Raw genomic sequence first — 18,588 nt, 5'->3', positions numbered from 1 at the left:
GTTGCACAAGCGTTGCGCAGTTCGAGCATACGTCGGGGCTCCCGGGCACGCAGGACTCGGTCTGAGAAAGCGCTTTCAATGAAGATGCGACGAGCCCACCGGGAAATCGCTCCTCGATTGCCGCAATGGAACGCGCCCAGCCGCGACTTGTGGTTTCATGGTGCAAAACTTACTTACCTGATTCGCCTAGACGAACGGCCAACCGGGTGGCGGCCGAAACACGTCCAGTGACTGCGGTCCGAGGTCCAACTGGCATCTTCGGGTGGAAAATCATGGAGATCAAGCGGGTTCTGACCAGGGTGGGCGGCTGGCTGCGGGTGCGCGGCAAACAGTCCCGGGCTGCGGGGGCCGCCCCCGAGCCCCAACGGGAGTGGCCCACCGGTCTGCCGGAGACCGTCCGGCATCTCGTCGGCCGCGGCCCGCAGATCAGGCTGCTCGACCAGCTCGTCGGCGACGAGATCGTCGCGGTCACCGGTCCGCGTGGCGTCGGTAAGACGGCGCTGGTGACCTGGTGGGCCAAGCGGGCGAAGTCCCGGTTTCCGCACGGCTGCCTGTATGCGGACCTGAACGGCACGGTCGGCCAGGTCGAGGCGGTGCTGACGGGGTTCCTGCAGAAGCTCGGCGTTTCGCTGGAACCGACCGTGCCGGGTGAGCTCCCCGGGTTGTTCCAGCTGGTCACCGAGACGAAGCGGGTACTCGTCGTGCTCGACAACGCGGCCTCGGCCGCGCAGGTCCGCGCGCTCCTGCCGGCCAGGGGCAACGGGGTCGTGGTCACCAGCCGGGTGCCGCTGCCCGAGTTCAGGGGCACGACCCTCGCCCTGGAGCCGCTGACGTTCGCGGAGGCCCGACGGCTGCTCGCCGTGCTCGGCGGCATGGCCAGGGTCGCCGATGACCCGGAGGCGACCCGCCGGGTCATCGGCCTGTGCGATCGGCTGCCGCTACCGCTGCGCATCGCCGGCGACCAGCTCGCCGCCCGCGAACAGCTGACGATGACCGAGCTCGCGGACGAGCTCGACGTGGCAGGCTCCTCGTCCCGGGTCAGCGTGCGGATCGACGTCCACGCCGGGGTGTCGGCGGCGATGGACGCGGGTTACCGCATGCTGTCCCCGGCGGCGGCGAAGACGTTCCGGCTGCTCGGCACCCAGCCCTGCCCGGCACTGCACCTGTTCGCGGTCGCCGCGCTCACCGGGACCGATGTCGTGCTCGCGCGCCAGGCCCTCGGCGAGCTGCTGCGCTACGGGTTCGTCGAGCTGGCGGACAACAGGATCAAGCTCGGCAGCACCCTGCGGGATTACGCCGCCGAGCAGGCAGGGCCCGACGAGGTCGCCGACGCGCGGAAGAGGTTGTTGCGCTGGTACATCGCCGCGGCGGCCAAGGCCGGCGACACCCTCGTCCCCGGCTGGGCGGGATCCGCGATCGAGGTCGACGCGCGCGACCTGACGCTGCCGGTCTTTTCCGGCAACGACGACCGCGCCCCGCTTTCGTGGTTCGAGCTGGAGTTCCCGTCCGCCCTCGCGCTGCTGCACGACGCCGAGGACGAGGCCGCCGAGGCCTGGAAGCTGCCGGCGTTCTACCTGCCGCACCTCTTCCTGACCAAGCACTGGCGCTCCTGTCTGGAGTTCACCCAGTCCGCGGTGAAGATCGCCCGCGAGCTCGGTGACAAGGTCGCGATCGCCCGGTCCCTGCTGGGTTTCAGCTGGGTGCTGCACGAGCTCGACCGCGATCGCGAGGCCCTGCCCGACCTCGAAGAGGCGATGCGGCTGCACGAGGGCATCGACGACCCCCGCGGCCGGGCCTGGACCGGACACGTGATCGGCGAGGTCCTCACGGCACTCGGCCGGCACCCGGAGGCGCGCGACCACCTCGACGCCGCGACCGCGTACTTCCGCGAGGCGGGGTGGCCGTTCGGCATCGCCATCGTCCTCGCCAGCAAGGCGCGGACCCTGGAGCAGGAAGGGTGGCTGGACCCCGCCTTCGCCGCGGCCAGGGAGGCGCTGCAGATCTCGAGCGAGCTGGGGATCCTGCCGCTGGAAAGCCGGTCGCACCACCATCTGGGCCAGCTGCACCAGCGCGACCGGAACCCGCGCGCGGCCATCGAGCACTTCGAGAAGGCACTGGAACTGCGGCGGGCGATGGGCGAGCGCTGGGGCGAGGCCGACAGCCTGCTCAGCCTCGCCGAGACCCTCGCCGAACTGGGCAGGCTCGTCGAAGCACGGGCGTCCTTCGACGAGTCCCTGGCGATCTTCACCGAACTGCACGACCCGCGGGTGCTCGTCGTGCACGCGGCACGGGCGAACCTCGACGTGGCACCGAAGCCGAAGGATCCGGAAGGCTAGCGTCCACAGGCGCGGTCGCCGCCGGTGACGGTGGCCGCGCCCATTACGGTTGGCCTGTGACGGCACCCGCCCGCGCCGGACGGCGATTCGGTCCTCCCGCCCTGATGGGCGGCGGGCTGCTGATCGTCGGCGCCGCCGGGTACGGGTTCCTCGCCCTGTCCGGGCACACCCTCTCCACCGCCGACGCGGCCGCCGTCGCCTCGCTGTACCTGCTGATCAACATGATCGGGCCCGGGGTGTTCTCCGCGCTGGAGCAGGAGACCAGCCGGACGATCAGCGCCCGCCTCGCCGCCGCCGCGGACATCCGGCAGGTCCGGCGCCGCGCCGCGCTGGTCGGCGCGGGGCTGCTCGTGGTGGTCGTCCTGGTGCTGCTCGCCGCCTCGCCCGTGCTCGTGGGCAAGGCTTTCGGCGGACGGTGGATCCTGCTCGTCGCGCTGATCTTCGGCTCCGCGACCTCCGCGGCCGTGTATCTCGTGCGCGGCCTGCTGGGCGGCTCCCGCCGCTTCGGGGGCTACGCGACGACGCTGGCGGCCGAAGGCCTCGCCCGGCTGGTCCCGTGCATCGCCGTCGCAGTGGCGGGTTCGCCGAACGCCGCGACCTACGCGTTGCTCTTCGCCGCCGGCTCGGCGGTCGCCGCGCTCGCGGGGCTGCCCGCGCTGCGAGGCGGCAGTCGTGAACCCAGTGCCGACAGCGCCGTCTCCGTCACGACCATGGCACGCGCGAGCGCGGTCCTCGTCGGCTCGACGCTGCTCGCCCAGCTCGTGGCCAACCTCGCGCCGGTCGTCGTCTCGGGACGGCTCACCACCGACACCGCGACGGCCGCGGCGTTCGCGTCCGCGTTCGTCCTGGTGCGCATCCCGTTGTTCGTGTTCGCGCCGGTCCAGGCCATGCTGCTGCCGACGCTGACCGCCGCCGCGACCCGCGGCGACCTCGCGGACGTGCGCCGCAAGCTGCGGCTGATCCTCGCCGCGGTGACGGTCGTCGGCGTGCTGGGCGCGCTGGTGTCGTTCGCCCTCGGGCCGTGGGCGGTGCGGGTGTTGTTCGGCGCCCAGGTGACGCTGCCCGCGGTCGCGCTCGGCGTGCTGGGGCTGGGCACCTTCGCCCTGCTGATCGCCCAGGTGCTGCAGCCGGCGCTGGTCGCGCTGGGCATGCACCGGGCCGCGACGCTGTCGTGGCTGGTGGGGTCGGCCGTGCTGACCGGGCTGCTCTTCCTGCCCGGCGACCCGCTGCGTGCGGCGGTACTGGGACAGATCGTGGGCTCGGTGCTCGTCGTGGCCGGGATGGGTGCCGCGCTTTCCGCCGCGCTCCGCGAAAAGCCGGTGACATAGACTGCCCGCCGTGGGGAGACAACCGCCTGGCGGGCGGGTTTTGATCATCGTTCCCGCTTGGAATGAAGAACGCTGCGTCGGCGATACCGTGCGGGAGATCCGCGCGGCACTGCCCGGCGTCGACGTGCTCGTCGTCGACGACGGTTCGAGCGACGAAACGGTTCGGAACGCGCGCGAAGCCGGCGCGATCGTGCTGGAACTGTCGTACAACCTGGGCGTCGGCGGCGCGATGCGCGCGGGGTTCCGGTACGCGCTCCGCCACGGCTACGACACCGCGGTCCAGGTGGACGCCGACGGTCAGCACGACCCGCACGAGGTCCCGCGGCTGCTGGCCAAGCTCGACGAGGCCGACGTGGTGATCGGTGCGCGGTTCGACGGCGACGACGACTACCGCGTGCGCGGCCCGCGGAAGTGGGCGATGGTCGTGCTCGCGAAGGTGATCTCCGGGCTCGCGCGGACCCCGCTGACCGACACGACCTCGGGGTTCAAGGCCACCGGCCCGCGCGCGCTGCCCGTCTTCGCCCAGTACTACCCCGTCGAGTACCTGGGTGACACGATCGAATCGCTGGTCATCGCCGTGCGGGCGGGCTGCCGGGTCGCGCAGGTGCCGGCCCGGATGCGCCCCCGAAGCGACGGCCGCCCGAGCCACCGGCCGCTCAAGGCGGGCATCTACCTCTTCCGCGCCGGCTTCGCGCTGCTGCTCGCGTTGGTCCGCCGGTGGGACGTGTCGGTGGACGCCGCCGCACTCGAGGCCGCCGGTCCCGCGGAAGGTGGCGCGAAGCCATGAGCTCGTACCTCGTCGGGCTCGTCGGCAGCCTCCTCGTCCTCGCCGGCATCTTCGAGCTCCTGCGCCGCCGTCAGCTCAGCGAGAAGTACGCGGTGCTGTGGCTGGTCGTCGGCGTGGTCGTGCTGGTGCTGACGATCTTCCCGAACCTCCTGACCGCGCTGAGCCGCGCGACCGGCGTGGCGCTGCCGGTGAACCTGCTCTTCTTCGTCGCGATCATCTTCCTCGTCTGCGTCGCCCTGCACCTGTCCTGGGAGCTGTCGAGGGTGGAGAACGAGACCCGCAAGCTGGCGGAGGACCTGGCGATCCTGCGGCTGGAACTCGACGAGCACAAGAGGCAGGGCCGGCATGACCACGGTTGACATCCTGATGCCGTACTACGGCGACGACGAGCTGATGCGCACCGCCGTGCGCAGCGTGCTCGCCCAGGGCGATCCGCGCTGGCGGCTCACCGTGGTCGACGACGGCGCGGTGCCAGGGGTGCCCGAATGGTTCGCCGGCCTCGGCGACGAACGGGTCCGCTACCTACGCAACGCACGCAATCTCGGCGTGACCGGCAACTTCAACAAATGCCTCGAACTGGCCGAGCACGAGCTGGTCGTGCTGATGGGCTGCGACGACCGGATGCTGCCGAACTACGTGGGCACCGTGCTTTCCGCGCACGCGGCGGTGCCGGAGGCCGGCATCATCCAGCCCGGCGTGCGGCTGATCGACGCGGAAGGCCGCCCCGCGCGCACGCTCGTCGACGAGGCGAAGCGCCGGATCTACGCGCCGAAGGTGCGCGGAAGGCGTGTGCTGGCCGGTGAAGAGCTCGCGCTGAGCCTGGTCCGCGGTGACTGGCTGTACTTCCCTTCGCTGTGCTGGAAGGCATCCGCCCTGCGCGGCGTCCGGTTCCGCGAGGACCTGCGGGTGATCCAGGACCTGGCGCTGCTGCTCGAACTCGTTCAGCGCGGGGAAAGCCTGCTGGTCGACGAGACGGTCTGCTTCGAGTACCGGCGGCACTCCGGCAGCGAGTCCTCGACCACCGCCCACGCCGGCTCCCGGTTCGCCGAGGCCGAGGGCTTCTTCCTCGAGACCGCGGACCGGCTGCGCGGGCACGGCTGGCACAAGGCGGCCAGGGCCGCGAGCCTGCACCTGTCCTCCCGGCTGTTCGCCCTCACACTGCTGCCCCGCGCGGACCGGGACGGCACCAAGGCCCTGGTCCGGCACGCCTTCGGGCCGCGTACAGTCCCCGCCGTGACGACGCCCGGATCTACCGACGGTTCCGACTACACCGATCGCCTGCTGCAGCTCGAACAGCCGCTGTGGAAGCGCGTTCTCGACGTGCAGGCGCCCTACCGGTGGAACGTCCGGCGACTCTTCGGTGATCGTGAAGTGCTTGACGTGGGCTGCGGGCTGGGCCGCAATCTCGGGCACCTGGCAGCCCGGGGGGTCGGCGTCGACCACAACGCGCACTCAATCGAGGTCTGCCGCGCCCGCGGTCTCACCGCGTTCACCACCGAGGAGTTCGCCGCCACCGAATTTGCGCGGCCGGGCCGGTTCGACGGGCTGCTCGCCGCGCACCTGATCGAGCACATGCCACGGGCCGAGGCGGTCAAGGTCCTCTCCGGCTACCTCGACCACCTCGCGTCCGGCGCCCGGGTGGTGTTCATCTGCCCGCAGGAGCGCGGGTACACCACCGACAGCACGCACGTCGAGTTCACCGACTTCGACGGGCTGGCCGACGTGGCCGGGCAGCTGGGGCTCGTCGTGGACCGGCGCCAGTCCTTCCCGCTGCCCCGGTTCGCCGGGAAACTGTTCCCCTACAACGAGTTCGTCCTCATCGCGCACAAGCCGTGAGCCGGTAGAGCTTCAGCGGCCCGTCGGCGTCGACGAGCTGGAAACCGGGCCGGGAGCCTGGATCGGCGAAGCCTGGATACTCCTTCACCCCGGCCGAGTCCGGCGAGAACGGGGTCTCGCCGATGACGAGATAGCCCACCTGCAACCGGTTCGCGGCCTCGCACACCTTCGGGTCGGTCGCCGCGTCGATCAGGTGCGCCGCCAGGTAGTCCTGGTCCGGCGTGGTGGCGATGTCCAGGTGCCCGAACACCGTCTTGCGGTCCTCCAGCGCCCACAGCAGCACGCTGCCGTCCCACGGGTTTCCGGCGACGCGCACCCCAGCCGGGATCTCGTTCCTGATGTGGTCGAAGAAAGCCCGCTCGCGCGGGTCGATCAGCCGTCGCCCCGGCACCCCCGCGGGCTCGGTGTAGTGCCCGGCAAGCACGGAGATGTGGCTGCGCACGTACAGTCCGCCCGTCGCGGCGAGGATGACGACCACGAGCCCGGCCGCCACCAGCACCGGGGAGGCCTTCGGCAGACCGCGCCGGACCACTGTGGTCAGCAACAGGACCGCGGCGACCACCAGCGGCACCGCGGTGATCGGCACCACGGCCGCCAGCCGGTGTGAGTCGTTGTACCAGTAACCGGTGAACTTCTGGGTCGAGGGAGTGTTCACCGCCGCGCTGAGGACGTACAGCACGCCCGCGACGACCTCGCCGGCGACCAGCCAGCGCAGCCCGGACTTCCACAGGCAGACCCCGACGCCGAGGAGCACCAGGGCCGAGAGCAACCACAGCGAGTCGTAGTTGTTGGTGGCGTTGCGAAGCACCTGACCGATCGCGTTCGCGCGGCCCGTGAACGGCGCCCAGTAGAACGTCCGCACCTTCGCGAACGCGGGCGTGGTCGCCGCCCACCACCAGCCGAGCAGGAAGATCGCGACGGCCACGAGGATCTCGCAAACGCCGCGCCACAACCGGTTTTCGCGGCGTAGCCGGATCGTCCGGCGGATGAGCGCGGTCGCGACCGGGAAGATCGACAGGACGATCAGGCTGAACAGGACGTTGGGATGCCCGAGCGCCAGCGCGACCGCCGTCACCGGCAGGAGCAGCCACGCGCGGCCACGGCCCAGTGCATCGTCCCGCGCCAGGCCGCACAGCGACACGACGACGGCGAGCGCCGCCGGGGCCATCGACATGCCGAGCAGGTTCGGCCACAGCACACCGAAACTGAGCAGACCCCACGGATAGGCGCCGAACCCGAGGCTCAGCACGCCGGTGACTGCCATCGCGGCCGTCGAGCGGCCGAACACCTGGCGGGCGAGGAAAAGGCACGACAGCGGCCAGATCAGCAGAGCCACGGTCGCGGCGAACAGGTTCGTCGCGACCGGGATGGCGGTGCCCGTGGACAACACCACGAGCGAGACGAGATCGTGCCAGGCGCCCGGATAGAAGGTGCCCGGCAGTCCCGGCGTACCGAGGCTGCCGAGCGTCAGCGACGAGGCGTCGCGGGAGTCGAGGATCGACGCGACCGCGTTGTAGTGGAACACCGCGTCGAAGGTCTCGGAAAGCGAGTCCGGTTCGCCGAACCCGTTGGCGACGGTGATGGCGCCGAGGATCGCGGCGGGCACCAGGCCGAGCAGGGCCGCGGCGGTGAGCGGCCGCGGGTCCGCGTCCCTGGCCGGTGCACGGTGGCGCACCAGGAACGCGACCCCGGCGGTCAGCACCGCGAGCACGACGAACACCGCCACGACCAGCGGTACCGACCACGGGATGCCGAGTTTTCCCGCCACCACGGCGAGAGCCGCCGCCACGGCGACCGTCACGATGGGCGCGGTGGCCCAGGCGGCGACGCCGCGCAGACCCGCGCCGTAGGTGACGAGCAAACCGGGCACGATCAGCCAGCCGACACACGTCAGGCCGATCGGCACGGCCCCGAACCAGCTCATTCTTCTTGCGACCCCCTGCTCTGGCCCCGCCCGGGGGCGGGACCAGAGCAGGTTACGTCAGTTGGCGGAGTAGTAACCGAACAGGTCGGCGATGATCTGGACGGTACCGAACCGGTTGTAGAAGTCGATCGCCGAACCGTTGACCGGTGTCACCACCGCGTTCGGGATCGTCTGGCCCGCCACGTAGTTGAGGTTCGACGACGCGGGGCGGGCGACATTGGACGGGTAGACGGTGAGGAAGCCGCCGTCGGTCGATTCGGTGGCCGTGACGTTCAGCATCAACGCCGCCGCACCGGCCAGCGGGCCCGTGTTGCCCGGCCCGGCGGTGTCGGTCAGCGGGAGCGCGAACACACCGCCCGTCCCGACCGGAGTCGCCTGGCCACTCGTGACGCCCTGACCGTTGCGGGTGTCCAGCAGCCGTTGCGGCGTGGACGTGTGGAACCTGTATCCGGTGCCGTCATTGGTGAAGTAGCCGAAGATGTCGGCGATCACCTGCACGGTGCCGAAGCGGTTGTAGATGTCCACCGCACCGTCCGACCCCACGGGAATCGTCACCAGGTTCGGAATCGTCTGCCCCGCAACGAAGTTCAGGTTCGACGACGCCGGACGCGGCTGCCCGTCCGGATACAGCGTCAGGAAGCCACCATCGGTGGACTCCGTCGCCGTCACGTTCAGCACCACCGCCGTCACACCACTCGACGGCACGCCGTTCGCCCCCGTCACCGGCAGCTTCAACGTCCCACCTGCACCAATCGGGCCGGCGGAACGGGTGTCGAGCACCCGGGCCGGGGTGAGTGGCTTGAAGAGGCTGCCCGAACCCGACGAGTAGTAGCCGAAGATGTCGGCGATCACCTGCGTCGTACCGAAGCGGTTGTAGATGTCCACCGCACCGTCCGACCCCACGGGAATCGTCACCAGGTTCGGAATCGTCTGCCCCGCAACGAAGTTCAGGTTCGACGACGCCGGACGCGGCTGCCCGTCCGGATACAGCGTCAGGAAGCCACCATCGGTGGACTCCGTCGCCGTCACGTTCAGCACCACCGCCGTCACACCACTCGACGGCACGCCGTTCGCCCCCGTCACCGGCAGCTTCAACGTCCCACCTGCACCAATCGGGCCGGCGGAACGGGTGTCGAGCACCCGGGCCGGGGTGACCGGGGTGAAGGAGCTGCCCACCGACGCGGCCTTGGCCGAGCACAGGGCTTCCACGAGGGCCGGTGCCTTCGGGGTGCCGAGGCCGGTCGTCAGGTCGTAGCCCGAACCCGCCGAGTAGAGGTTGCCGGTGTAGCCGGAACCGTCCAGGATGTTGTTGCCTGCCGTCACGTCCGTGAGCAGGTTGGCGTGCTGGTAGAGCGCGGGGTTGACCATGCCGACGGCGCCGTTGCCGGCGCAGGAACCGCTGGCATCGGTCAGCGCCATGATCGCCGCCCACAGTGGGGCGGCCCCACTGGTGCCGCCGATGATGGTCCAGTACTGGCTGTTCGTGTCCTCACCGAAGGCGGTCAGGTAGCCGGTTCCCGGGTCCGCGAGCGCCGAGACGTCCGGCACCTGGCGGCAGGTCGTACCGGCGGCCGCGGCACAGACGTTGCTGTAGCCCGCGCCCTGGACCCCGCTCTGGAAGTTCCCGGCACCGGAGAGCTTCTGGTACTGCGACACACCGCCACCGCTGGCACCCGGTTGCTCACCCGGGGTGTTCCAGGTGCTCTGCACGACCGACGAGCCCCCGCTGGGCAGCGTCATCCGGGTGCCGCCGACCGCGGTGACGTTCGGCTGGGCCGCCGGGTCGTCGACGACCAGGCTGCTGTTGTCCGGTCCCACCGGGTAGCAGCCCGTGGAACCGGAGTCACCGGAGGCGGCGACCACGGTCTGGCCCTGTGCGGCGGCCATCGCGAAGAGATTGGCCTCCGTGCTCAGCAGCGCCGGGTCCCAGGCCTGGGCGTTGGTCTCACAGAGGCCCCACGAGGTGGAGATGACCTGGACGGCGTCGTCGTTGACGATCCGGCGGTAGACGTCGAGGTACTGGGTGCTGTTCGCGTTGTCCGGCCCCTGGTAGACCTTGATGCCGACGCCGGGCGCCAGGCCCGCGACGGTCTGGATGTCCAATGCGGACTCCAGCCCGACCTGGGTGTTCATGTCCGGCGGCAGCGTCGGGCCACCGTCGACCTTGGTCGCGGAGACCGAGGTGCGCAGCCCGAAGCACGACTCGTAGGCGGCGATGTCGTCGGGCGAGTAGTTCTCCAGCTCGAACAGCCCGACGCTGACCCCGCTGCCGGTGTTGCCGTACTGGTTGTAGAGCGGCGCGGTGTTGTAGGCGTAGCTCGCCGACAGCGTCGAGGGCTCCCAGTAGTCCTGGGTATCGGTCAGCCCGTTGCTGCTCAGCAGGTTCTTGATGTCCGAGCAGAACGACGGCGTCGCCACGTTCGGCTGCGCCGCGTGCGGCTGGACGCTCCCCTTCGGCGCCGCGACGGTGCGCGTGCCCGGGGTGTGCTGGGCGACCGGCTTGGTGAAGTCGTTGAGCCCCAGGATGCCGGTCACGACTCCCGCGACGGACGACGGCAGCTCGGGCGCGTTCGTGTTCGCGTAGGTCGTCCGGCCGTCGGTCAGCCGGTAGCCCGCGAAGCCGACGCGCAGCGCTCGTGCCGCGTTGCCGAAGGTCGTGTCGACCGGGATGGACAGTCCGTCGGGCGATGCGGCCCCGGGGTTCAGGCCCTGTGCCTCGAGCGCTGTCGTGACCGCGTCGATGGTCGTCCTCGTCGGCCCGAAGACGGCCGCGAACTGGCCTTTCTGCAGGTACTGGTGGTACTGGGGCGAGTCGGGCGTCGACACCGCGGTGACGAAGGCCTGCAGCGCGGCCGGGTCGCGCGGGGCGAGCTCGACGTTCAGCCGCACCGGCTGGTCCGCCTGCGGCTCGGTCAACCGGACGGCGCCGTTCGGGACGGCCGGGGCCGCACCGACGGGCCGGAACACCGGGGTGTCCGCCGCGGCCGCGATCGGGGTCTGCGCGATCGACACGCCCAGCGCGATCACCGCGGCCAGAGCCAGGCCACGGCGCCGGCGAAGGCCGGAACGTCTGAGCGGGGTCGGTTCATTGGCGAAGGAGTCCGCCACTCAATCCTCCTCGAAGGGGTGCAAACGAAGTCACACGACCCCCGAGCGGGCACGACAAAGATCAGCGCGACAAGCGCCTTGTCCCCCAGAAGTGTGACGGGCAGAGGAAAAATAACAGCCGCGGAAGCGACTGTCGTCACTTTTTGAATAACGGTTTACCGCAGCTTTCGGCCGGGTGTACCCGCCCGTCCAAGCGCGCATCGAAGATCGACATGAAGTACTCAAGACGGACACAACGCCCGGTCGTCCGCGCTAGCGGCTCGTGCCTGAGCGCGACGAGAACCCGATCGGCGACAGGAATTCCGAAACGAAAAAACCGCCGACCGTAATGGTCGGCGGTTTTCGTGCGTACCCCCGATGGGATTCGAACCCACGCTACCGGCGTGAGAGGCCGGCGTCCTAGGCCGCTAGACGACGGGGGCTTGCTCTTTGTTGCGAGAGAAACCTTAGCAGAACCGATTTTTCTCTTCGCAGCTGGGGTACCAGGACTCGAACCTAGACTAACTGAACCAGAATCAGTCGTGCTGCCGATTACACCATACCCCAACGGTTTTGCCGGTCCGGTCGCGATCCGGAGCAGCACCGCCGAGAGAAAATACTAGACCACGGCTCCCATGCCCCGTCACCGGGGGCCGGGATCACCGCTGCGCCGGGACGCCGATCCGGGCGAACTCGCTGACCAGCAGCTGCGGCAGGTCGTCGAGGCCGGCGATGACATGCACGCCGTCGGGCACCTGCGTGCCCGTGTCGTGCCGGTCGAGCCAGACGCCCTGCAGGCCCGCGTCCCGGGCGCCCACGGCGTCGGTCCCCAGCTTGTCGCCCACGTGCGCCGCCTCACCGGGGTCGCAGCCGAGCGTCGCGCAGACTGAGTGGAACATCACGGGATCGGGCTTGGCGACACCGATCTCACCGGCGATGGCCACGTGGTCGAAGAAGCGGGCCAGCCCCAGGTCGGCCAGTTTCGCGCGCTGATGTGCGCCTGAGGCGTTCGTCACGGCCGCGAGCAGCACCCCCGCGGCGCGCAGCCAGTCCAGGCACGGCAGCACGTCGTCGAACAGGCGCCAGGACCGGCGCAGCAGAACCTTGCGCCGCGCTTCGAAGCGCGTGATGTCCTCGCCGTCGACGACCACCCCCAGCTCCCCCAGGAAGCACTGCGTGCGTCTGAAGTGCATCGAGGCGTAGTCGATCTCCCCCGCCACGACCAGCGCGACGTGCCGGTCGGTGATCCGCTCCCACAGCGGCCACATGTCGGCGCGGCCGAGGAGCGCCGCGAGAGCACGGCGGCAGGCCGCACTGAAGTCGATCAGGGTGTCGTCGATGTCCAGGCAAACCAGGCGCAGGCTTGGCGGGGTCCAGGGATCGGCCGGGGTGCCGAGGGTGGTGACAGGGGCCGAGGAACGGGGGCGAGCAAAATCCACCAAGTGAGGCTAGGGGACTGAGCGCTTTCGCGATTCGACCGACAAGGTGATTGCCTTCGCCGATTCGCGATCGTGACCCTCTACTGTCAGTTGCCCGGCAGTGCGCGCATCAGCCGAGCGAGTGATGTCGACCGGCCAAGCAGTTCCATCGACTCGTACAGCGGCGGCGAAACGGTACGACCCGTGACAGCCACCCGAACCGGCGCGAAAGCCTTACGGGGCTTGAGACCCAGACCCTCGACGAGCGCGTCCTTGAGCGCCTGCTCGATGGCGGGCGCCTCCCAGGACGAGAGCGGTTCGAGCGCCTCGATGGACGCGCGCAGCACGGGCTCCGAGTCGGGCCCGAGCGCCTTGGTCGCGGCGTCCTCCTCCGGAGCGAACTTGTCGTCGTCGACGAACAGGAAGCGCACCAGGCCGGCCGCGTCGCCGAGCACCGTCACCCGCTCCTGCACGAGCGGCGCGATCGCGCGCAGCTTGTCCAGCTGCTCGTGACTCGGCTGCGCGGGAAGGACGCCGGCGGTGGTCAGATAGGGAATCACCCGCTGCACGAAATCCTCGACGGGCAGCGCCCGCAGGTGCGTGCCGTTGATCGCCTCGGCCTTCTTGGTGTCGAACCGGGCCGGGTTCGCGCTGACCTTGCCGATATCGAAGGCCTGGACCAGTTCGGCCACGCTGAACACGTCGCGGTCGTCGGCGATGGACCAGCCCAGCAGGGCCAGGTAGTTGAGCAGGCCCTCGGGGATGAACCCGCGGTCGCGGTAGTTGAACAGGTTCGACTGCGGGTCGCGTTTGGACAGTTTCTTGTTGCCCTCCCCCATCACGTACGGCAGATGGCCGAACTCGGGGGTGAAGTCGGTGACGCCGATGCGCTGCAGCGCCTCGTACAGCGCGAGCTGCCGCGGCGTCGAGGGCAGCAGGTCCTCGCCGCGCAGCACGTGCGTGATGCGCATCAGCGCGTCGTCGACCGGGTTGGTCAGGGTGTAGAGCGGGTCGCCGTTCGCGCGCACCAGGACCGGGTCGGGCACGGTGGCGCCGGGGAAGGTGATGGGACCGCGCACGAGGTCGTGCCAGGTGAGGTCCTTGGCCGGCATGCGCAGCCGCAGCACCGGCTTGCGGCCCTCCGCGCGGAACGCGGCCCGCTGCTCCTCGGTGAGGTCGCGGTCGAAGTTGTCGTAGCCCAGCTTGGGGTCCTGTCCCGCGGCCTTGCGGCGGGCCTCGACCTCGTCGTTGGTCGAGTACGCCTCGTACAGCTCGCCGGCCTCGAGTAGGCGGCGCGCGATGTCGGCGTAGATGTCGCGGCGCTCGCTCTGCCGGTACGGGCCGTACTCGCCGCCGGCGTCCGGGCCCTCGTCCCAGTCGATGCCCAGCCAGCGCAACGCTTCGAGCAGCTGCTGGTAGGACTCTTCGCTGTCCCGGGCGGCGTCGGTGTCCTCGATCCGGAACACCAGCGTGCCGCCGTGGTGACGGGCGAAGGCCCAGTTGAACAGCGCCGTGCGGATCAGCCCGACGTGCGGGGTGCCGGTCGGCGAGGGGCAGAAGCGTGCGCGTACCGCGGTCTCAGTCATAGCCCATCCAGCGTATCCCGCTTGACGAACGCGTACTCGGAGGCCATCCTGGATTTATTCAACGGACGATGAAAAAGAGGTGGGGACGATGACCGGACGCACGACCTGTCTCGTCGCCGGTGGCGGGCCCGCGGGGATGGTGCTGGGACTCCTGCTCGCCAGGGCCGGTGTCGACGTGACCGTGCTGGAGAAGCACGGCGACTTCCTGCGTGACTTCCGTGGCGACACGGTGCATCCGTCGACCCAGGCGCTGATGGACGAGCTGGGCCTCGGCGAGAAGTTCGCGGCGCTGCCGCAGAGCCGGCTGAGCGAGGTCTCGATCCCCCTCGCGGACGGCACCGGCCTGACCGTGGCCGACTTCCGGCTGCTGGATCTGCCGCACCCGTACGTGGCGATGGTTCCGCAGTGGGATCTGCTCGACCTGCTGGCCGATGCCGGGCGCGCGGAGCCGCATTTCGAGCTGCGGATGGACACCGAGGTGGTCGGCTTGATCCGCGAGCGGGGGCGGGTCGCCGGGGTGCGGTATCGCACGGCGGACGGCGAGACCGGCGAGATCGCCGCGGACGTGACGGTCGGCTGCGACGGGCGGTGGTCGGTGGTGCGCACGCTGGCCGGTTTGCGGGCGCGGGAGTTCCCGGTGCCGGTGGACACGTGGTGGTTCCGGCTCCCGCGCGAGGGTGACGAGCGGGCGACGCTGGTGCCGGGGATGCGGGATGGTCACTTCGCGGTCGTGATCCCGCGCGAGGGGTACTTCCAGATCGCGTACCTGGCCGGGAAGGGGCTCGACGCGCAGCTGCGGGCCGAGGGGCTGGACGCGTTCCGGGCGCGGATCGCCGAGGTGCTGCCGGAGTTCGCCGACCGGGTGGGGAAGCTCGAGTCCATGGACGACGTGAAGCACCTGGACGTGCGCCTCAACCTGCTGCGGCGGTGGCACCGGGCCGGCGTCCTGTGCATCGGCGACGCAGCGCACGCGATGTCGCCGATCGGCGGCGTGGGGATCAACCTGGCGGTGCAAGACGCCGTCGCGACGGCTCGCCTGCTGGCGGGGCCGTTGTTGCGGGCGCAGGGTGCTGGGGTCGGCTCGGGTGGGGTTGGGGGCTCGGGTGGCGTTGGGGGCTCCGGGGGCGTTGCGGGCTCGGGTGGGGTCGGCGGCTCCGGGGGCGTTGCGGGCTCCGGTGGGGTCGGCGGCTCCCGTGGGGTTGGCGGCTCGGCCCGAGTGGCGAGTCGGCGCCGCCTGCGGGGCCGGGGGCGGGTCACGCGGCGCGAGCTGGCGAGGGTGCACCGCCGCCGGTGGCTGCCGACGATCATCGTGCAGGCGATCCAGCGCGTGATGCACCGAGGCGTCATTCGTCCGGTGATCGAAGGGCGCCGCAACGGGCCGCCGCGGGTGATCGTCCGGGTGCTGGGCTTGGTTCCGGCCGCCCGGAAGGTGCCGGCGTACCTGATCGGAGTGGGGCTGTTCCCGGAGCACGCACCGGAGTTCGCCCGAAGGCGGTGACTGTGGGGGCCGTGGCCCGGCTACCCCGGCCAGCGATGCTGGGTCAGCGGTGCTGGGTCAGGGGCGGCCCAGCCGCGCCGCCACCACCGCCCCACTCACCCGGCCACCACCGACCCACTCACCCACCCGCCAGCACAAACCCCCGATCCGAAACCCATCACCACTTCGACGCGAGCTTCCGGCGCAGCCGGACCGGGAACAGCGGCGGCGGGTTGCGCACCTTCTCCTCCCCCACCACCTGGAACAGGCCGCGCCGGTCGGTCGTGTCGCCGTGCCCGCTCGGGTGCCGGCCGAACAGACCGAGAAACGCCAGCCGCGTCCCGGTCTCCGCCGCCCATTCCGTCAGCGCACGCGCCTCCGCCGGGTCCTCGCCCAGCAGCTCGTCGAACAACAGCAGGCTCCCCGGCTGCAACAACGGCGTCAGCCACTTCAAGGCGGTCACCGTGGAGCTGTAGAGATCCGCATCCAGATGGGCGAGGCTGACCGTCCCGACCTCTTTCGCCAGCTCGGGCGTCAGGCTGCCGTCGAAGTAGCCCTTGACGATCCGCACCCCGGTCAGCTTCGGCACCGCCGTCCTGAACGTGCCCGCCTTCAGGTGCTCGTAGTCCTCGGCCAGCCCCTCGAACGAGTCGCACGCGAAGATGCGCTTGCGCCGCCCCGGCTACCACACCCGGCTACGCCACAACTCATCGCGGATGACCCTCGTCGAGTGGCCCTGCCAGGTACCGAACTCGACGATGTTGCCGGGCACCCCCCGCGAAATGGCCATGGCCAGCTCCAGGACCTGCGCCCGGGTGGGATACGCGATGTGTCCCTTTCCGGTCGCCCAGTCACCGGTTTCGCCCACCACCAGGGAGTTTAGGAAATCCGACGTGCGCTCGGGTCTCGTCACGGCCGCGAGCGTAGGGGCAGCGGACCGGGCGCGCTTGCCCGATCGCCTCCGAACCCTGCCCCTACGCCTTCTGCGCGGTGTTGATCAGCGTGCCGATGCCCTCGATCGTGATCGACACCTGCTGGCCCTCGGTCATCGGGCCGACGCCCTCGGGCGTGCCGGTCAGGATCACGTCACCGGGCAGCAGGGTCATCACCCCGGACACGAACTCGACCAGCTCCGGGATCTTGTGGATCAGCAGCGACGTGCGCGAGTTCTGCTTGACCTCACCGTCCAGCTCCGTGCGCAGCGCGAGGTCGGACGGGTCGATCGCGGTCTCGATCCACGGCCCGAGCGGGCAGAACGTGTCGTACCCCTTGGCACGCCCCCACTGACCGTCGGCCTTCTGCAGGTCGCGCGCGCTCACGTCGTTGGCGATCGTGTACCCCAGGATGACGCTCGCCGCCCGCGCGGCCGGCACGTTCCGCACCGGCTGGCCGATGACGATCGCCAGCTCGCCCTCGAAGTCCACCCGCTCGGACTCCGCCGGCAGCTTGATCGCCGCGTTGGGGCCGATCACGCTGGTCGAGGGCTTGATGAAGGTCATCGGCGAGGTGGGCACCTCGTTGCCGAACTCGGCCGCGTGCGCGGCGTAGTTGCGCCCGACGGCGATCACCTTGCTCGGCAGGATCGGTGCCAGCAGCCGCACATCGGCCAGCGGCCAGCGCTTGCCCGTGAAGTTGGGATTGCCGAACGGGTGCTCGGCGATCTCGAGCACCTGCGCCCCGTCGCCCTCCCCTTCGATCGAAGCGAACGCGACTCCACCAGCATGAGCAATCCGAGCTAAGCGCACGTCGCCGGAGTCTACTCGTGACAACCGACGGCGCCGAGCGGCGTCCAAGAGGTGTGCCCACTCGACGCCGACGCGTACTGCGCCGCGCCCTGATCGTGCTCGGCGTGCTCGTTCTCGTCCCGGTGCTGATCCTCGCGACCGTCGCGGTCTGGCTGTGGGCCGAGGGCATGGGCACCGCGGCCCCGGACACCGGCGCCGGCGCTGCCGACGGGCTGTGGCTCGGGCACGCCTGGGTGGACGGCCGCCGCGACCAGTCGGATGTGGACACTCTCGCCGCGCGGGTTCGGTCCACCGGCAACCACGACCTGTTCGTCCACACCGGACCGCTGGCGGACGACGGCTCCCTCGACCCCGCGCTGCGACCGGACGCGCGGTGGCTCACCACGGCGCTGCACCTCGCCCTGCCCGGCGTGCGGGTGCAGTCCTGGCTCGGCGACACCGTCGGGCGGGACGGGCTCGATCCGGCCGACCCCGCCACCCGCGACCGGATCGTCACCAGCGCCCGCGAGGTGCTCGACGACGGTTTCGACGGCGTGCACCTCGACCTCGAACCGCTCGCCGACGGCACGGCCGGGTTCCTGACGCTGCTGTCCTCGGTGCACGAGCTGACCCTCGCGCGGCACGCCGTGCTGTCGGTCGCCGCGCACCAGCTCGAACCGCTGCCCGGGCTGCTCGGTCCGGCCCGGTGGCTGCTGGGTAAGCCGCACTTCTGGTCCACCGGCTACCTGCGCGAGGTGGCGACCAGGGTCGACGAGGTCGCGATCATGGCCTACGACACCGGTGTCCCGCTCGAAACGGCGTACACCGGCTACGTCCACGTACAGACGGAGCTCGCGCTCGAGGCCGTCCCGCCGCGGGTCACGCTGCTCATCGGCCTGCCCGCCTACCACACCGACGAGCCAGGCCACACCGACGCCGAGACCGTCGCCGCGGCGGTCAAAGGCGTCCGGATGGCGCTGGGCGGCCTCACCACCCGGCCGTTCGGCGTCTCGATGTACGCCGATTTCTCGGCCACGCCCGAGGACTGGCACGCTTACCTGACCGGCTGGGTGCACGCCTGACCG

General features: G+C 70.5%; 14 protein-coding genes and 2 tRNA genes. 7 read left to right on the top strand and 9 right to left on the bottom strand.

Features of this window, described 5'->3' with window-relative positions; genetic code table 11:
* The first annotated feature begins 272 nt into the window (after positions 1 to 272).
* Genes LWP59_RS07485 through LWP59_RS07465 form a run of 5 tightly spaced genes read left to right on the top strand, consistent with a single transcriptional unit; the run spans position 273 to position 6,287 of the window.
* Complete coding sequence (locus LWP59_RS07485) at positions 273 to 2,336, top strand: tetratricopeptide repeat protein (RefSeq protein ID WP_144643648.1); 2,064 nt, start codon at positions 273 to 275, stop codon at positions 2,334 to 2,336.
* 56 nt (positions 2,337 to 2,392) lie between these two features.
* Entirely contained in the window at positions 2,393 to 3,664 is a 1,272-nt protein-coding gene (locus LWP59_RS07480) for a lipopolysaccharide biosynthesis protein (RefSeq protein ID WP_144643649.1), read from the top strand.
* A 10-nt stretch (positions 3,665 to 3,674) separates the two neighbouring features.
* Positions 3,675 to 4,451 (top strand): glycosyltransferase family 2 protein, encoded by a 777-nt coding sequence (locus LWP59_RS07475; protein ID WP_144643650.1) that lies wholly within the window; start codon positions 3,675 to 3,677, stop codon positions 4,449 to 4,451.
* Positions 4,448 to 4,810, top strand: coding sequence for a DUF2304 domain-containing protein (locus LWP59_RS07470; protein WP_144643651.1), 363 nt, complete (start codon positions 4,448 to 4,450; stop codon positions 4,808 to 4,810). The genes LWP59_RS07475 and LWP59_RS07470 overlap by 4 nt, the downstream gene beginning before the upstream one ends.
* Positions 4,797 to 6,287 (top strand): glycosyltransferase, encoded by a 1,491-nt coding sequence (locus LWP59_RS07465; protein ID WP_229857330.1) that lies wholly within the window; start codon positions 4,797 to 4,799, stop codon positions 6,285 to 6,287. Before LWP59_RS07470 ends, LWP59_RS07465 begins: the two co-directional genes overlap by 14 nt.
* Here the strand turns inward: LWP59_RS07465 and LWP59_RS07460 are convergent.
* From LWP59_RS07460 to gltX, 6 genes are all read right to left on the bottom strand, one after another.
* Entirely contained in the window at positions 6,268 to 8,211 is a 1,944-nt protein-coding gene (locus tag LWP59_RS07460; protein WP_144643652.1) for a DUF6541 family protein, read from the bottom strand. The genes LWP59_RS07465 and LWP59_RS07460 overlap by 20 nt on opposite strands.
* Positions 8,212 to 8,268: 57 nt before the next feature.
* Positions 8,269 to 11,319 carry a S53 family peptidase gene (locus tag LWP59_RS07455; protein WP_233921976.1) on the bottom strand — a complete coding sequence of 1,017 codons (3,051 nt, stop codon included), beginning with the start codon at positions 11,317 to 11,319 and terminating at the stop codon, positions 8,269 to 8,271.
* A gap of 349 nt (positions 11,320 to 11,668) precedes the next feature.
* Positions 11,669 to 11,741: transfer RNA gene (locus LWP59_RS07450), tRNA-Glu, on the bottom strand.
* Positions 11,742 to 11,793: 52 nt separating this feature from the next.
* Positions 11,794 to 11,865: transfer RNA gene (locus LWP59_RS07445), tRNA-Gln, on the bottom strand.
* 92 nt (positions 11,866 to 11,957) lie between these two features.
* A complete protein-coding gene (locus tag LWP59_RS07440) occupies positions 11,958 to 12,653 on the bottom strand; it encodes an HAD family hydrolase (protein ID WP_144643660.1) in 696 nt (231 codons plus the stop codon).
* A gap of 170 nt (positions 12,654 to 12,823) precedes the next feature.
* On the bottom strand, positions 12,824 to 14,302 hold the full coding sequence (gene gltX / locus LWP59_RS07435; RefSeq protein ID WP_144643654.1) for a glutamate--tRNA ligase: 1,479 nt from the start codon (positions 14,300 to 14,302) through the stop codon (positions 12,824 to 12,826).
* A gap of 88 nt (positions 14,303 to 14,390) precedes the next feature.
* Between gltX and LWP59_RS07430 the strand changes: the two genes are divergently transcribed.
* Positions 14,391 to 15,800: an FAD-dependent oxidoreductase gene (locus LWP59_RS07430; RefSeq protein ID WP_229857808.1), complete on the top strand. Its 1,410-nt coding sequence runs from the start codon at positions 14,391 to 14,393 to the stop codon at positions 15,798 to 15,800.
* Positions 15,801 to 15,957: 157 nt separating this feature from the next.
* Here LWP59_RS07430 and LWP59_RS07425 read toward each other — a convergent pair whose 3' ends face one another.
* From LWP59_RS07425 to LWP59_RS07415, 3 genes are all read right to left on the bottom strand, one after another.
* Positions 15,958 to 16,368: a TylF/MycF/NovP-related O-methyltransferase gene (locus LWP59_RS07425; RefSeq protein WP_186383609.1), complete on the bottom strand. Its 411-nt coding sequence runs from the start codon at positions 16,366 to 16,368 to the stop codon at positions 15,958 to 15,960.
* Positions 16,369 to 16,461: 93 nt separating this feature from the next.
* The gene (locus LWP59_RS07420; RefSeq protein ID WP_144645377.1) at positions 16,462 to 16,692 is read right to left on the bottom strand and encodes a hypothetical protein; all 231 of its coding nucleotides are present in this window, start codon (positions 16,690 to 16,692) and stop codon (positions 16,462 to 16,464) included.
* A 61-nt stretch (positions 16,693 to 16,753) separates the two neighbouring features.
* A complete protein-coding gene (locus LWP59_RS07415; protein WP_144645375.1) occupies positions 16,754 to 17,524 on the bottom strand; it encodes a fumarylacetoacetate hydrolase family protein in 771 nt (256 codons plus the stop codon).
* A gap of 17 nt (positions 17,525 to 17,541) precedes the next feature.
* On the opposite strand from LWP59_RS07415, the gene LWP59_RS07410 reads away from it, so the two are divergent.
* Positions 17,542 to 18,585 carry a glycoside hydrolase family 18 protein gene (locus LWP59_RS07410; protein ID WP_144645373.1) on the top strand — a complete coding sequence of 348 codons (1,044 nt, stop codon included), beginning with the start codon at positions 17,542 to 17,544 and terminating at the stop codon, positions 18,583 to 18,585.
* The last annotated feature ends 3 nt before the right edge of the window (positions 18,586 to 18,588 follow it).

Source organism: Amycolatopsis acidiphila, from assembly GCF_021391495.1.
GTDB lineage: Bacteria > Actinomycetota > Actinomycetes > Mycobacteriales > Pseudonocardiaceae > Amycolatopsis_E > Amycolatopsis_E acidiphila.
This window is presented reverse-complemented; position numbering and strand designations above follow the sequence as displayed.